Below are 14280 nucleotides of genomic sequence, written 5' to 3'. Positions count from 1 at the left end.
TCGAACAAGGTCCTAACGGCCCGCTGGTACCAGAGCTCAAAGAGATGTTCCCGGATGCTCCTTACATCGCTCGCCCTGGTCAGATCAACGCTTGGGACAACGAAGATTTCGTCAAAGCGATCAAGGCTACCGGCCGCAAGCAACTGATCATTGCCGGTGTGGTGACTGATGTATGCGTAGCCTTCCCGACGCTGTCGGCACTGGCTGAAGGGTTTGATGTGTTCGTGGTGACTGACTCGTCCGGGACCTTCAACACTGCGGTGCAGCAAGCTGCCTGGAACCGCATGACCCAAGCGGGCGCGCAGATGATGAACTGGTTCTCGGTGGCCTGTGAGCTGCAACGCGACTGGCGCAACGATATCGAAGGCCTGGGCAACCTGTTGTCCCAGCGTATCCCGAACTACCGCAACCTGATGAACAGCTACTCGGCGCTGACTGCTCGTTGATCGAGTTGTAGTGAGCAAATAACAAAGCCCGCTTTTTAGAGCGGGCTTTTTTGTGGCTGTTTTCCGATCCGTACGCCTTTTCCCTGACACAGTGCTGTCGCGCAGCAAACTTGGACCTGTAGGAACTCACCGAGGTTACGAGGCCAGCGATAGCGGCGTGTCAGGCAAACCTCCATCGCTGGCCTCGTAACCTCGGTGAGCGACAGGATTGAGATCAATCTGGGAGAGTACAGGTAAGGATGAAAACTTGCCTGAAAAAGCCGGGCGGCCCTACGATGCATGCCCCACTGCCCCGTGATCACAATCGCCATGAACGAGCACACTCCCACCCTGATCGGCCAGACTATCGAGCTGCGCCCGCTCACTGAACATGATGCCCCTGCCCTGCTCCGCGCCGCAGCCGATGGCGAGTTGTGGAACATGAATATGACGGTTATTCCGGGGCCGGATACGGTCGATCAGTATCTCGACAAAGCCATGCAGGGCCTGCAATCCGGGACTGTTATGCCATTTCTGATTGTTCGGCGCGAGACGCAGGAAGCCTTGGGCAGCACACGGTTCTGGAAGATTGATCGAGCCAACCGAAAGATGGAAATCGGTCACACATGGCTGGCTCAATCCGCGCAACGTTCGAGCGTAAATACCGAGGCGAAATACCTGCTACTTTGTCACGCCTTTGAGGTGATGAACGCGGTACGGGTGCAGTTCACCACTGACGAGCTCAACGAAAAATCACGCGCTGCGATTCTGCGTATTGGTGCCACTCAAGAAGGCATCGTGCGCCACGAAAGGATCATGCCCGATGGCCGCAAGCGTAACTCGGTACGTTTCAGCATTATCGATACGGAATGGCCCGAGATGAAACTGGCTTTGGAGCAAAAGCTGGCGAGTTATTCACAGTAAGTTCTGTAGGAGCTGCCGCAGGCTGCGAAAGCAATCTCCCAGCCCCTCAGCCATCGCAGCCTGCGGCAGCTCCTACAAGGATCACGTTTGCCTCTGCAACGCCTGCATCTGTACATGCAATGGGTGATACGACGCGCGATGACCCTCGCCATCCGCATAGCCGAATACACCAGCGGGACAGTATCGGCCGTCGTCCCAACCGGGATAATCCAGAAATGGATACCAACACAGCGCCTCAACCACGACGCCCCTCTGTTGCGCGAGGGCAATCTGCTCGCTGATGTAACTCAGCCATGGCACACGCTCATCACTCTCCGCGCCGGTTTCTGAAATCAGCAGCGGCCTTTGATAGCGTTGCTGCAACTCCTTGAGCATGCCCGCCAGTGGACGAAAATGACGATCGCCCCGCAGGATCTTCACGCCATTCAGGAACCATTGGTTATGCGGGTAAAAATTGGCACCGATGATGTCCAGATACTCTTCACGCCCACCCAGCCCGGGCCACTGACGCCCCGCCAACATGTCCCACGTTTCAAACTGCGAAAGCCGATGACGCTCTGCGTTGTTGACCTCATCGGTCCGACTTGAAGCAGCCCTGACGTTGATCAACGGCTCGCATTGCACAAACCGCGCGGCAGGCACCTGCTCACGAATGGCTACGGTAGCTGCAATACTTGCGCGCACCAGTTGATGCTTGAGTTCCTGTCCTCGCCCACACATGCCTGGGTTGAAATAGCCGACCTCGCCACCCGCCCAGCTCCAGAAGGACACTTCGTTAAGGGGCGAAAAAAATGGATCATCAACCCCCTCCTCCTTCATCAACCTGGCCACAGCACCCGCGAACCGGGCAAAACGCTCGACGAACTCCGGACGCCAGATATCCAGACCGTCGGGATAGCCGTAATGACACAGGTCCCAAACCACCTGAATGTGATAATCCCTGGCAGCCCGCAACATCGGCAAAAAGCTGCTCCAGTCGTAGTGGTACGGCTGCGTTTCAATCAAATGCCAGCGCAGCCCGTCTCGTGCGCAGCCAATGCCCAGCCCGGCGAGTTGAGCGTAGTCTTTATCAACCCATCTGGCGTGTCCCGTCATGGTGAGTAAATCCAGCCTCAAACCGTCCTTTCGACGCTGAGTCGAGCACTCATAACCGGCCATCAGAAATGAACTGAAAAGGCGCTTGTTTTTCATGTTGCGCCCCCTGACGACAGTGCCGTCAGGCGACCCATCATCCGGCCTCCACCGCAGACGCAGCTACCCGTGCTTGCTGCTCGATACGCTGATACAACGCCAACGCCTGGCCCACCACCTGATCCATGTTGTAGTACTTGTAGGTGCCCAGCCGACCGAGGAACGTCACGCCCGGTGTGGCGTCGGCCAGCGCGCTGTAGCGCTTGTACAGTTCGGCGTTTTCCGGCCGCGGAATCGGGTAATACGGGTCACCTTGCGCACAGGGAAATTCATAGCTGATGCTGGTCAGAGGGTGCGCCTGGCCCGTCAAATGTTTGTACTCGGTAATCCGGGTATAGGGCACGCTCTGATCCGGATAATTAATCACCGCGACAGTCTGAAACTGCCTGGTCGGCAAGGTCTCGTGCTTGAACTGCAGACACCGATACGGCAATCGCCCGAAGCAGTAATCGAAATACTCATCGACGGGCCCACAGTAGATCAACTGCTTGTAGTTGACGCGCTCACGCACCGCTGCGAAATCAGTCTCAAGCAACAGGTCGATACGCGGGTGATCAAGCATGTGCTCGAACATTTGCGTATAGCCGTGCAGCGGCATTCTCTGGAAAGAGTCAGTGAAGTAACGGTCATCCGTATCGGTGCGTGTGGGGATCCGTGACGTGACCGACTTGTCGAGTTCCGATGGGTCCAGCCCCCATTGTTTGCGGGTGTAGCCACGGAAAAACTTTTCATAAAGCTCACGGCCGATCTGATTGATCACCACGTCTTCAGAGGTGCGGATATCGGCAACAGGCTCGGCGCGCTCCGCGAGAAAAACCTCTGCTTCATGTTCATCCATCGACCGACCGTACAAGGTGTTCAACGTCGTCAGGTTGATCGGAATCGGCAGTAGATGTTCATCCACGCGGGCGAGCACGCGATGCTCATAAGACCGCCACTCAGTGAACCGTGACAGGTAATCGACAATACGTTGCGCATTGGTGTGGAAGATATGGGGCCCGTAGCGATGCACCATGACGCCGGCAGCATCGAGATGGTCATAGGCATTACCGCCAATGTGCTCGCGGCGATCGATCAACAGCACGTTTTGGCCAAGGCCCTCAGCCAGACGCTCGGCAATCACCGAACCGGCAAACCCCGCGCCGACGATCAGGTAGTCATATGCACGCTTGTTACTCGCCTGTGAAGGTCCTTTGCAGGCCCTTTCAATCGTTACCTTAGGCATTCGATGTGCTCCTTCATCACTGCGCAGGTTTTATCCCACGACATACCATCAAGCACCGCGTCAGCGCGCTCAGTGAAGGAGACGTCTGCCCTGGATAGCAGGGCCGCGTTTATGGCGACAATAAAAGTCTGCGCTGAGTCCGCAATCGATACCACGCCTGAATCGCCATAGCCGTTGACCACATCGCGAATCGCCGTCGATACCACAGGACAGCCGCCCGCCAGGTATTCAGGTGTTTTGGTAGGACTGATGAAACGTGTCGATTCGTTGATCGCAAACGGCATCAATGCCACGTCCCATCCGGACAGATAAACCGGTAACTCGTCGTAACGCTTGGCTCCCAGGTAGTGAATATTGGGCTGACGCGGCAGCGTATCGGGGTCAATTTTCACCACAGGGCCGATCAATACGATCTGCCAGTCAGGCCGGAGTGTTGCCAGTTCGCTGACGAGATCAATATCAAAACGCTCGTCAATGACGCCAAAGAAACCTAATCGCGGATGACCGATATCAGCTTGATCGGCAGGCTCGGGCAATCTGTCGCGAGCGGCCGCGAAATGCGTAATGTCGACACTACTGGGGACTGCATGAGCGTTTTGATGCTGACGTCGTTTGGCCTCCCAAAGGCTGTGACCGCCCGTGAATACCACGTCGGCCTTGGCCATCAATTGCCGCTCCTTGACGATAAGATCCGGCGGTGCGCCCTTGAACGCCGACAGCTCATCCATGCAATCAAAGATCGTCACCTGAGCCTTCAAGTGCTCAGTAAACGCAAGGCTCATGGGCGTCAGGTACCACAGCAGCAGTTCACGCGAAGCCTGCCCGGCCAACCAGGCATCGAGCAACTGTCGCTGGGCATCCGCAATCTGTTGCGGATCCATACCCCACGGAAGGCGCGGCACCATGACCGTAATCCCGTTGACCGGCCGGGATAATTCCAGCTCAGGTTGCTGGGCTTCAGCGAAAATCGGTTCTTCGAAAAACACCACGTCGTAGTCCTTGGCCAGACGCGACATGACGTGTTGCGGACGCTGATAGACGAACCCCCAACGCAAATGAGAGAGGCACAACAGTAAAGGCCTGGCCAGCGCGGTTGCGGTGGAGCGGGCATCAAGCCGGGCGGGTAAAAGATGATCAGGCTGCTCTAGAAGATTCATCGCGAATTCCTTTTTAAAATCGGAATCGAGACTGAAGCCCATGAATCCTCTGGCTTCGACCACACTCGGTTGCATTACCAAATGCGGCGGGTGATCAGGTCACCCTTTTGCGCACTTCTGAAACTTGGAGGTGTGCAGCTCATCCAGCGTTCAACGGCGCTGCATGTAAAGCCGATGAACTGCACTGACCGGTCAGCAACACACCTTGAACTCCTGCGCAGCGGGAGCGCCCATACCTTCACATGCTTCGAAGTCGCCGCGCAGGCCAGGAGACGAACAAGAACATGTCCGGCAGTTTGAAGTCGCCGCTCACAGGTGATCGAACGAGGACAGCACATGATCCTGGTAACCGGCGGTGCAGGCTATATCGGCGCTCACGTAGTGCTTGAGTTAATGGATCACGGCGAAGACGTGGTGATTCTCGACAATCTCTGTAACAGCGCTCGCTCGGTGCTGAAACGGATTGCCCGTGTCAGTGGTCGACGTCCAGGCTTTGTACTGGGCGACATCAGAAACAGCGGGGTGCTTGCCGCTCTGTTCGATAACTACGCGATTGATGCCGTCGTTCATTGCGCCGGGCTCAAGGCGGTGGGGGAAAGCGTGCGTGAGCCGTTGCGTTATTACGACACCAATGTTGGCGGCAGTGTGACCCTGTGCCAGGCGATGGCCAATGCCGGTGTCTTCACGCTGGTATTCAGCTCCTCGGCGACCGTCTATGGCGACTGCGCGGTGATGCCCATCGATGAATCCTGCAAGACCGGCCCGCCCTCGAATCCTTACGGGCAATCCAAACTGATGACGGAAAACATCATGAAAAGTCTGGTGGTTTCCGACAGCCGCTGGTCAGTGGGTTTGCTGCGTTACTTCAATCCGATTGGGGCCCATGACTCAGGGGAGTTAGGCGAAGCCCCAACCGACATCCCCAACAATCTGCTGCCCTATCTGCTGCAAGTCGCCAGTGGGCAACGTCCGGCACTGAGCATCTACGGTAACGACTACCCCACCCCTGATGGCACAGGCGTTCGTGATTATGTGCATGTCATGGACCTGGCTGAAGGTCATGTCAAAGCTCTGGAAGCACTGCGTTTGAAGCCCGGTGTTCATATCTGGAATTTTGGCACCGGCCAGGGATATTCCGTGCTGGAAGTCGTCCAGGCGTTCGAGCGGGTCAGCGGGGTGAGCGTGCCGCTGATTTACGAACCGCGCCGCCCAGGCGATATCGCCCGCTGCTGGGCGGCCCCTGACAAGGCTTCGCTGGAGCTCGGCTGGAGCGCTAAACGCTCACTCGATTGCATGCTGACCGATGCCTGGCGCTGGCAGTGCCGCAGTCAGCCGACGTCGATTACGACGCTCGCCAGTTAAGCGAGCTTTGTTGCACGGTTTAACAAACACCATTGATTACAGGTCAATGCACTGGCAGGGTATGGCACTGATCAGACATGTCGCGCCCATTGCGCTCACGTTATCGCTTCGAACAATCAAGAGGTTCGTCCATGAGCAAAGCACCTTATGTTCCGCCCAAGGTTTGGAAAAACGAAGCGTCCGGCGGACAGTTCGCAAGCATCAACCGGCCTGTCGCCGGGCCGACCCACGACAAGACGCTGCCCAAAGGCAAGCACCCGTTGCAGCTCTATTCGCTGGCTACGCCCAACGGCATCAAGGTCACCGTCTTGCTGGAAGAGCTGCTGGCATTGGGGCACACCGATGCCGAGTACGATGCCTGGCTAATCCGCATCAATGAAGGTGATCAGTTCTCCAGCGGCTTCGTCGACATCAACCCCAACTCGAAGATACCGGCACTGGTGGATTACAGCGCAGAACCAGCCATTCGCGTATTCGAATCGGGTTCGATCCTGCTTTATCTCGCCGAGAAATTCGGCCGTTTCCTGCCCACCGATCCGGCTGGCCGCACTGAAACCCTGAACTGGCTGTTCTGGCAAATGGGCGCAGCGCCTTACCTTGGCGGTGGCTTCGGACACTTTTACGCCTACGCGCCAGAGAAGCTCGAATACCCGATCAACCGTTTCGCCATGGAAGCCAAACGTCAGCTGGACGTGCTGGATCGCCGCCTGAGTGAAAGCGCCTATCTGGCAGGCGACGAATACACGATTGCCGATATTGCAGTCTGGTCGTGGTACGGCCAACTGATACTGGGTGGCCTGTATTCGGCGGCTGAGTTTCTGGCGGTGCATGAATACACCCATGTACAGCGCTGGGCGCATGAGATCGCCAAACGGCCCGCCGTCATCCGTGGCACCCGGGTCAACCGCACCTGGGGCGATGAAGCGACCCGCGTACCGGAACGGCACGACGCTGCGGATCTGGATTGACGAACCTGTGGGAGCAGAGCTTGCTCGCGATGCAGGCGCTGCAGTCTATCAGGCAGATCGCATTGTCGTTATCGCGAGCAAGCTCTGCTCCCACAGTTGATCACCGCCCACAGGCATCGAGCAGACGACACAAATGCTGCTAATGCACCGGCCCGTTCGCGAATGAATTCGCTCCCACAGGTTTTGCGCCCGGTTCAAGCTCATGACGCTCCTGCGGGACTGTCGGGTTGGCGCTGCACGTAAACCTGTGGGAGCAGAGCTTGCTCGCGATGCAGGCGCTGCAGTCCATCAGGCAGATCGCGTTGTCGTTTATCGCGAGCAAGCTCTGCTCCCACAGTTGATCAACGCCCGCAGGCATCGAGCAGACGACAAAAATGCTGCTAATGCACCGGCCCTTTCGCGAATGAATTCGCTCCCACAGGGTTGCAGGCAGGTATGGAGTCGCCCGGATAATCCGCATTTCAGGCGACTCACATCACTGCGTTTTACCTCAGCCTTTCGCCGCCATCGCCGTGACTTCCACACGCATGCCTTCAACCGCCAGCGCGGCGACACCCACGGCGGCGCGCACCGGCCAGGGCTTGGCGAAGAAGCGTTTGTAGACTTCGTTGAAAGCGGCGCGATCAGCCATGTCGGTGAGGTAGATGGTCAGGTGCAACACCCGGTCCATTGAGCTGCCGGCTTTTTCCAACGCTACTTTCAGCGCTTGCAGCGTGCACTCGCTCTGCAGCGTGATATCGCCCAATTCCAGACTGCCGTCGGCGTGCGTCGGAATCTGCGTCGAAACCAGCAGCCCGCCAAAACCTGCGACGTCAGAAGAGATGGAGTCCGAATCAGGATCAGGGACGAAAGTGATGTCGTGATTTGCCATGAGGGTCTCTTGTCGGAAATAAAAAGGTCACTTGCGAAGCGACGTCTTTTTTGCGAGACCAGTTTACAGTCGGCTTGAGGTAAAACGCAGCCATGAAAAAACCCGCCGAAGCGGGTCATTTTTCATCAATACCATTCCAACATCCTGTCGGTAGCCGTCCCGGCAATGGTGGTCATCCTTTACCTCCGAAGCGCTTCCTGCGTTTCGGTTGATGGGTTTAGATTGCGCTTACCCCACCGCTGCGTAAATGGACAATCGCCATTACGCTTTGTAAGCCTTTCGCCATTAGCAGCGGAATCAGATGACTTACAGACGTCAGATTTGAGGGCGACGCCCTTAAGAATCCTCCCGATCCCAGTAAGGCGGCGTGCCGATGGCATTCAAAAAGTAATCCCACACCACCCTGACTTTCTGTGAACGCAGCCGATTCTCTGGCGATATCAGGTGAATCTGGCTCGGTGAAGGTTCCACGGAACCCTCCCACTCTGGCAACAGCTGGATCAGCTGTTTAGTTTTGAAGTGCGCCTGTTTGAACAACCACGACGGGAAAAATACGATTCCCCGGCCCTCCAGCGCCGCTTCCATCAACACCTGGCCGTTATTGCTTCGCAGCGGGCCATCGACGTCAATCGTCTCTACGGCATCGTGCCCTGGGTGGCGGAAATGCCAGCGTTGTATACCGCTCACGCCTTTATAAACGAGGCAAGAGTGATTGCGCAGATCCTGCGGCGAAGCAGGCACCCCGTGTTTTTCCACATAGTCGCTACTGGCGCACAGCAGGTAGCGCTGGTCGCAAATTTTTCGCCCGATCAAACCCGAGTCCTGCAACTGCCCAACCCGGAAAATAATATCGGTACCCTCCAGCACGGGGTCGATAAACGCATCGGTGACGTTCAGCTCGACGCTCAGCCTGGGGTATTTTTCATAGAGGCCATTCAGGAGCTTAACGATGTGCAAATGGCCGAACGCAACCGGTGCGTTGATTCGCACCAGGCCGTGAATATCTCCCACCTTGCCGGTCACTTCTTCATCAGCTGCGTCGAGCAAATCCAGTACTTCGCGAATCTGCGCGTAGTAGCGTTCGCCCGCATCGGTGAGTTTCACGGCGCGGGTATTTCGATACAGCAGTTGCTGCCCCAGCTCTTTTTCCAGCGCCGCAATGAAGCGCGACACTGAAGAGGCAGGCACCTGAAAGTGCCGCGCCGTTGCGGAGAAGCTACCCGTGACGGCAACCATGGCGAAAAATCTGTGGGACTTCAGGTGCATGGGAGCCTGCTCTGATCGAAACGTAACGATGACCTGAAATAAGATCTATTGTGGGAGCGATCACCAGGAATACTACTCAGTGTCGGCCTCCGCATTTAAAACCACCCATTGCTAAAACAGCAATAGTCTTTTGCTTTTAGCCTCAATTGTGGCTGCTACAGCAACAACCTACCATGACGGTGACTTTCATCCGCCGAGAAAGCCCTGCGCTTGCGGGCCTCTCCTCGGGACCTGATTCCCGTCCATGGAGACTTAAATTTATGACCGACCTCTTTGACACTTACGACCTGAGCGGCCTGACATTGAGCAACCGATTCGTCATGGCGCCAATGACTCGTTCCCGCGCGCCAAACGACATTGCCAACGAGCAGATTGCGCTGCATTACACCCAACGCGGCACCGCTGGCCTTATCGTTTCCGAAGGCACGCCCATTTCCCGCGAAGGCCAGGGCTACCTGTTCAACCCCGGTATTTTCACCGAAGAGCAAATTCAGGGCTGGAAGCTCGTGACTGATTCTGTACACAGCGTTGGCGGCAAAATGTTTGCTCAGCTCTGGCACGTCGGTCGGGTCTCCCATACCTCGATTCAGGTCGATGGCAAAGCCCCGGTCAGTTCCACCAACAAGCCTGCTGAAGGCGGCAAAGCATTCGGCTACACCGAGAATGGTGAGCCTGGCTTTGTCGACACCTCCATCCCGCGAGCGCTGACCACCGATGAAGTCGGTCGAGTCGTTGAGGACTTTGCACAGGCCGCCGCGAATGCTATTGCTGCCGGTTTTGACGGTGTGGAAATCCACGGCGCAAATGGCTATCTGCTTGAGCAGTTCCTGAACCCGCTGGTTAACGATCGCACGGATCGATATAGCGCCAAGAATCTCGATGATCGCCTGCGATTCGTGTTTGAAGTGGTCGATGCGGTCAGCGCCCGGATTGGCAAGAATCGAGTAGGCATTCGCATCTCACCTTACGGCCAGCTGTTCGATATGCCGATCTATCCCGAGATCGACGAAACCTATGCAGCGCTGTGCTCCGGCATGAACGAGCGCGGCATCGCTTACGTGCATGTCATGGACCAGACGCACTTCTTCATGGCCGGTGAAAGCTCTGCCGCACAGGAAAAAGCGCTGCGTGAATTGCTCAAGGAGTGCAAAGCCAGACTGGGCAACACGGCACTGATCATCGCCGGTGACATGACCCTGGAGCGCGCTCAGGATCTGGTCGATGCCGGCCTGATCGACCTTGCCGCATTCGGCCAGCCGTTCATTGGCAACCCGGACCTCGTCGCCCGTCTGAAAAACGGCTGGCCGCTGACCACGCCGGATCGCGACACCTACTACGGTGGCGACGCCAAAGGCTACGTGGATTACTCGCCGTACGAACCGGCCTGAGGTAGCAAACGAAGGCTCTGTGGGAGCGGATTTATCCGGAAAGGCGATACGCCTGACAATACACATGCGTCGGCTATACCGGCCTCTTCCCGGATGAATCCGGTCCCACTGAGTTGCGTAGACACCTGTGGGAGAGAGGCTTGCCCGCGATGATACGCCTGACAATACACATGCGTCGGCTGTACCGGCCTCTTCCCGGATGAATCCGGTCCCACTGAATTGCGTAGACACCTGTGGGAGCGAGGCTTGCCCGCGATAAAAGCGCTGAGGTTTATCAGATAAACCGCGGCGGCCTTATCGCGGGCAAGCCTCGCTCCCACAGGTGTGATGTAAGCCGCGATTGTGGAGCAACCACTCATTCCACCTTCGCCAGACCCGCTGCATCGTAGCGCTCACGGGCTTCACGAAAGCCTTCTGCATTGCCCGCCACCCACATCCACAACGGGATCATCTGCCTGAGCAGCCCGCGGCCAAGTTCGGATAACTCGTAGTCGACGCGTGGCGGAACTTCGTTGTGATCTCGACGCAAAACCAGACCGTCCCTTTCCAGTTGGCGCAAGCTGCGGGTCAACATCCGCTGTGTCACGCCATCCATGCGTCTGGCGATTTCCGCGTGTCTCAATCGCCCTTCAACACCCAGTGTATGGACGATGCCGAGTGACCAGCGATTACCGGCGTGGGTCAGCACCTCTCGCTTCAAACCGTCGTCTTCTGCACTCAGCGCTTCGCACGCCGCTTGCGATTGCCTGATGATTTCTTCGTTGTTCATTCGCCCCCCCCCAGGATCACTCGTGTGCCTACTTATGGCCGCGTCTCAATGGTGACAGGATAACAACCACTCACTTATTGATCCGCGATCCGGAGGAAATTCATGCAACTCACTACCACCGTGAAAACCGAAAATATTCTTGTGCTGGGTGCTGGTGAACTGGGTACGCAGGTCCTGCGTGAACTGGCTTCGATGGCTGCTGGCAGGGAGAAAACACACATCAGCGTGCTGCTGCGTGCCTCGGCCATTACCACTCAAGACGTCATGAAAAAACGCGCCCTTGAAGAATTCCAAAGCCTTGGCATCCGCATTGTGCAAGCTGACGTGATTAACGATACCGTCGAGAAGCTTGCCGAGTATTTCCGGCCATTTGATACGGTGATCAGTTGCGTCGGGTTCATAGCAGGCGCGGGCACCCAGTTGAAACTGACACACGCGGCACTCAAGGCTGAAGTGAAGCGCTACGTGCCTTGGCAGTTTGGCGTGGACTACGACGTAATCGGCAAAGGCAGCCCGCAAGACCTGTTTGATGAGCAGCTTGAGGTGCGCGAGCTGTTACGGGCACAACGCACCACCGAATGGCTCATTATCTCAACCGGGATGTTTACCAGCTTTCTGTTTGAACCCGTGTTCGGCGTCGTCGACCTGGCCAAAAACACTGTTCGTGCATTGGGCACTTGGGACACACAGGTCACCGTTACCACGCCCGAGGACATCGGCAAGCTGACTGCGAACATCATCTTTACTGAGCCACACCTGGCTAATCAGGTGATTTTCGTCGCAGGAGACACGCTGAGCTACCGGCAATTAGCTGACACCCTTGATCAGAAGCTTGATCGCACCCTGTCGCGGGTGCAATGGAGTGTCTCTGAACTCAACGATGAACTCGCAACTGCACCTGACGACTCGATGCGCAAATACCGGGCAGTGTTCGCTCATGGCAAGGGCGTCGCCTGGGATAAAACCCAGACTTTCAACGCCGCGCATGGCCTTGATCTGACCACAACGGCAGACTGGATCGAGCAGAATTTACTGCCTGGCAAGCGCTCTTCTGTGTAGAACCTGCCGCAGAAGATCATGCCCGCTGACAAGCACGATTCCCGCCAGCACCAGTGCTGCCCCCAGTACAAACGAGGACTCCAGCGTCTCATCCAGCAGCCACACGCCAAATACCACACCGAACAGTGGTGTCATGAACGACAGCACGCCCAGACGGGAACCGAGGTAGCGGCCCAGCAACCAGAACCAGGCGAGGAAACTCAGGAACGAGACCCCGATGGTCTGATAAGCCAGGCTGCCAATCGCGACAGCAGTCAGGTGGACGCTGCTTTGTCCACTGACCAACGCCATGAATGCGAGGATTACAAACGCCCCGGCCAACTGATAGAAAAGTGTTAAAGGCGCCGGGGCATCCGACAATTTTGAGCTGCGGATTGTAAGCGTGGTGCCCGCCCACAATATCGCGCCCAATAAGCCCAAAGCATCACCAATACGCTGATGCACCACGTCGACACCGGGCGCCGCCGGAGCATAAAAAGCCAGGACAACACCAGAAAAGGCGATCAGGATTCCAATCCATTGCAAGACAGTCAGGCGTTCGCTCGCAAAGCGAAAGTGCAGGCCGATGGCGACGAATATCGGCGCTGTGTAAAGGAAGATCACCATGTGCGCGGCCGAGGTGTAGCGCAGACCTTCGCCCACCGCGAGATACTCCAGCGCAAACAACGCGCCGACCATGAGGCCCGCCTGCCAGGTGCCGGGGCGTTTCATCTTCCGCCAGCGCAGCATCAACAGCACGCCGACCATCAGCGCAGCAAAACCTGAACGCAGGGCAATCTGCAGAATCGGCGCTATGTCCGGTGCTGCAACTTTGATTGCGACTTGCTGAAGGCCCCATACGATGCACAGCACGGTCATCATCACCGCTGCCTGCCCGTCGATAGGCTTACGAATGTTCACAGCACTCGATCTCACACATGATTTGATCGGCGCATTATGACGTTTGGCGACGGCAAAATGTTGAAACATCTGAATGGGTTTGTCTGTGAAGGCCCCCTGTTTCACCGCAACCTGACGTGCGACCGGCGATGCCTACCCCCGATCAACCCGCCCCGCATAACATCCTCTTCTGGCGTTATGGACATGAATGTAGCTCACCTCAGGGTTGGCAAATATCTGCTCAATCACCGCTTCTATCGCGACGCCCTCCACTACATCAGCCTCGATCATCATCCCGTCGGCGTCATAGCCTCTGAGCGACAACAGGCGAACACGCATGGACTCAGGCACTTGATTGATCGCGTCGTAAGTCTGGCTCGCGCCTTCGCGTATGAAAATCGCATGGGTCGCTCGATAAGGCGTGGAGGCCGGTTGGCAAACGTGGTTCAGCAACAGGACGGTCTCTCCGATCTCCGCATCCAGCAATTCGATGCGGTCAGGGAAGCCTGGTTTTTTGTCGACGTGGTAACGCTTCACACCGAGCGCTTTCAAGGCCTCATCAGACAAACCAAAAAACGCCTGGAAGGGTTCCGGGGGTAGACCTGTTATTCGAAAATTCATACTGAGCTCCTCTCGGGATAGAACCTGCATCTAAGCCGCTATCCAGCAGGATCACTACCCGCTTCTTGCTGACGAATTCGAATTGCAATCAAAGTGGCCTGTCGCCTTTCGCGGCTTTTCCCCACGCTTGTGTGATAATCCCCGACTCGCTCACCTTCCCCCGTACAGAGAACTG

Annotated in this window: 14 protein-coding genes; 6 read left to right on the top strand and 8 right to left on the bottom strand. The window is 56.7% G+C overall.

The genetic code is table 11. The features are described from left to right. Positions 1-446, top strand: a 446-nt coding sequence (locus EE949_RS05140; RefSeq protein ID WP_122663289.1) for an isochorismatase family protein, incomplete at its 5' end; no start/stop codon positions are given. A 309-nt stretch (positions 447-755) separates the two neighbouring features. Next, on the top strand, positions 756-1349 hold the full coding sequence (locus EE949_RS05135) for a GNAT family N-acetyltransferase (protein WP_122663288.1): 594 nt from the start codon (positions 756-758) through the stop codon (positions 1347-1349). An 81-nt stretch (positions 1350-1430) separates the two neighbouring features. On the opposite strand, the gene EE949_RS05130 is transcribed toward EE949_RS05135, so the two are convergent. Genes EE949_RS05130 through EE949_RS05120 form a run of 3 tightly spaced genes read right to left on the bottom strand, consistent with a single transcriptional unit; the run spans position 1431 to position 4922 of the window. Then, positions 1431-2540: a beta-glucosidase gene (locus EE949_RS05130; protein WP_122663287.1), complete on the bottom strand. Its 1110-nt coding sequence runs from the start codon at positions 2538-2540 to the stop codon at positions 1431-1433. Positions 2541-2577: 37 nt separating this feature from the next. Next, a complete protein-coding gene (glf, locus tag EE949_RS05125; protein ID WP_122663286.1) occupies positions 2578-3765 on the bottom strand; it encodes a UDP-galactopyranose mutase in 1188 nt (395 codons plus the stop codon). Then, on the bottom strand, positions 3753-4922 hold the full coding sequence (locus EE949_RS05120; RefSeq protein ID WP_122663298.1) for a glycosyltransferase family 1 protein: 1170 nt from the start codon (positions 4920-4922) through the stop codon (positions 3753-3755). Before EE949_RS05120 ends, glf begins: the two co-directional genes overlap by 13 nt. 336 nt (positions 4923-5258) lie before the next feature. On the opposite strand from EE949_RS05120, the gene galE reads away from it, so the two are divergent. Both galE and yghU read left to right on the top strand, forming a co-directional pair. Next, positions 5259-6284, top strand: a complete 1026-nt coding sequence (gene galE, locus EE949_RS05115) for a UDP-glucose 4-epimerase GalE (protein WP_122663285.1) — start codon at positions 5259-5261, stop codon at positions 6282-6284. A 131-nt stretch (positions 6285-6415) separates the two neighbouring features. Beyond that, positions 6416-7252: a glutathione-dependent disulfide-bond oxidoreductase gene (gene yghU, locus EE949_RS05110; protein ID WP_122663284.1), complete on the top strand. Its 837-nt coding sequence runs from the start codon at positions 6416-6418 to the stop codon at positions 7250-7252. 490 nt (positions 7253-7742) lie between these two features. Here the strand turns inward: yghU and EE949_RS05100 are convergent, their stop codons facing one another. Continuing rightward, entirely contained in the window at positions 7743-8123 is a 381-nt protein-coding gene (locus EE949_RS05100; protein ID WP_122663282.1) for a RidA family protein, read from the bottom strand. Between the two features lie 336 nt (positions 8124-8459). Beyond that, positions 8460-9389 (bottom strand): LysR family transcriptional regulator, encoded by a 930-nt coding sequence (locus EE949_RS05095; protein ID WP_122663281.1) that lies wholly within the window; start codon positions 9387-9389, stop codon positions 8460-8462. Between the two features lie 260 nt (positions 9390-9649). On the opposite strand from EE949_RS05095, the gene EE949_RS05090 reads away from it, so the two are divergent. After that, on the top strand, positions 9650-10777 hold the full coding sequence (locus EE949_RS05090) for an alkene reductase (protein ID WP_122663280.1): 1128 nt from the start codon (positions 9650-9652) through the stop codon (positions 10775-10777). Between the two features lie 355 nt (positions 10778-11132). On the opposite strand, the gene EE949_RS05085 is transcribed toward EE949_RS05090, so the two are convergent. Then, the gene (locus tag EE949_RS05085; RefSeq protein ID WP_122663279.1) at positions 11133-11546 is read right to left on the bottom strand and encodes a winged helix-turn-helix transcriptional regulator; all 414 of its coding nucleotides are present in this window, start codon (positions 11544-11546) and stop codon (positions 11133-11135) included. A 102-nt stretch (positions 11547-11648) separates the two neighbouring features. On the opposite strand from EE949_RS05085, the gene EE949_RS05080 reads away from it, so the two are divergent. Continuing rightward, the gene (locus EE949_RS05080) at positions 11649-12605 is read left to right on the top strand and encodes an aromatic alcohol reductase (RefSeq protein WP_122663278.1); all 957 of its coding nucleotides are present in this window, start codon (positions 11649-11651) and stop codon (positions 12603-12605) included. On the opposite strand, the gene EE949_RS05075 is transcribed toward EE949_RS05080, so the two are convergent. Continuing rightward, complete coding sequence (locus tag EE949_RS05075) at positions 12576-13505, bottom strand: DMT family transporter (RefSeq protein ID WP_122663297.1); 930 nt, start codon at positions 13503-13505, stop codon at positions 12576-12578. The two genes, EE949_RS05080 and EE949_RS05075, sit on opposite strands and share 30 nt — an antisense overlap. A gap of 132 nt (positions 13506-13637) precedes the next feature. Beyond that, positions 13638-14105, bottom strand: coding sequence for a DUF1203 domain-containing protein (locus tag EE949_RS05070; RefSeq protein WP_122663296.1), 468 nt, complete (start codon positions 14103-14105; stop codon positions 13638-13640). Positions 14106-14280 lie beyond the last annotated feature (175 nt).

Origin of the sequence: Pseudomonas viridiflava (assembly GCF_900602065.1) — a bacterium.
Taxonomy (GTDB): domain Bacteria; phylum Pseudomonadota; class Gammaproteobacteria; order Pseudomonadales; family Pseudomonadaceae; genus Aquipseudomonas.
The sequence above is the reverse complement of the archived record's forward strand: the minus strand, read 5'-3'. Positions and strand labels throughout refer to the sequence as shown.

Excerpts from the sequence above, each read along its gene's own strand:
- EE949_RS05135 (WP_122663288.1), top strand. The coding sequence starts at position 756 with ATGAACGAGCACACTCCCACCCTGATCGGCCAGACTATCGAGCTGCGC.
- EE949_RS05130 (WP_122663287.1), bottom strand. The coding sequence starts at position 2,540 with ATGAAAAACAAGCGCCTTTTCAGTTCATTTCTGATGGCCGGTTATGAG.
- glf (WP_122663286.1), bottom strand. The coding sequence starts at position 3,765 with ATGCCTAAGGTAACGATTGAAAGGGCCTGCAAAGGACCTTCACAGGCG.
- EE949_RS05120 (WP_122663298.1), bottom strand. The coding sequence starts at position 4,922 with ATGAATCTTCTAGAGCAGCCTGATCATCTTTTACCCGCCCGGCTTGAT.
- galE (WP_122663285.1), top strand. The coding sequence starts at position 5,259 with ATGATCCTGGTAACCGGCGGTGCAGGCTATATCGGCGCTCACGTAGTG.
- yghU (WP_122663284.1), top strand. The coding sequence starts at position 6,416 with ATGAGCAAAGCACCTTATGTTCCGCCCAAGGTTTGGAAAAACGAAGCG.
- EE949_RS05100 (WP_122663282.1), bottom strand. The coding sequence starts at position 8,123 with ATGGCAAATCACGACATCACTTTCGTCCCTGATCCTGATTCGGACTCC.
- EE949_RS05095 (WP_122663281.1), bottom strand. The coding sequence starts at position 9,389 with ATGCACCTGAAGTCCCACAGATTTTTCGCCATGGTTGCCGTCACGGGT.
- EE949_RS05090 (WP_122663280.1), top strand. The coding sequence starts at position 9,650 with ATGACCGACCTCTTTGACACTTACGACCTGAGCGGCCTGACATTGAGC.
- EE949_RS05085 (WP_122663279.1), bottom strand. The coding sequence starts at position 11,546 with ATGAACAACGAAGAAATCATCAGGCAATCGCAAGCGGCGTGCGAAGCG.
- EE949_RS05080 (WP_122663278.1), top strand. The coding sequence starts at position 11,649 with ATGCAACTCACTACCACCGTGAAAACCGAAAATATTCTTGTGCTGGGT.
- EE949_RS05070 (WP_122663296.1), bottom strand. The coding sequence starts at position 14,105 with ATGAATTTTCGAATAACAGGTCTACCCCCGGAACCCTTCCAGGCGTTT.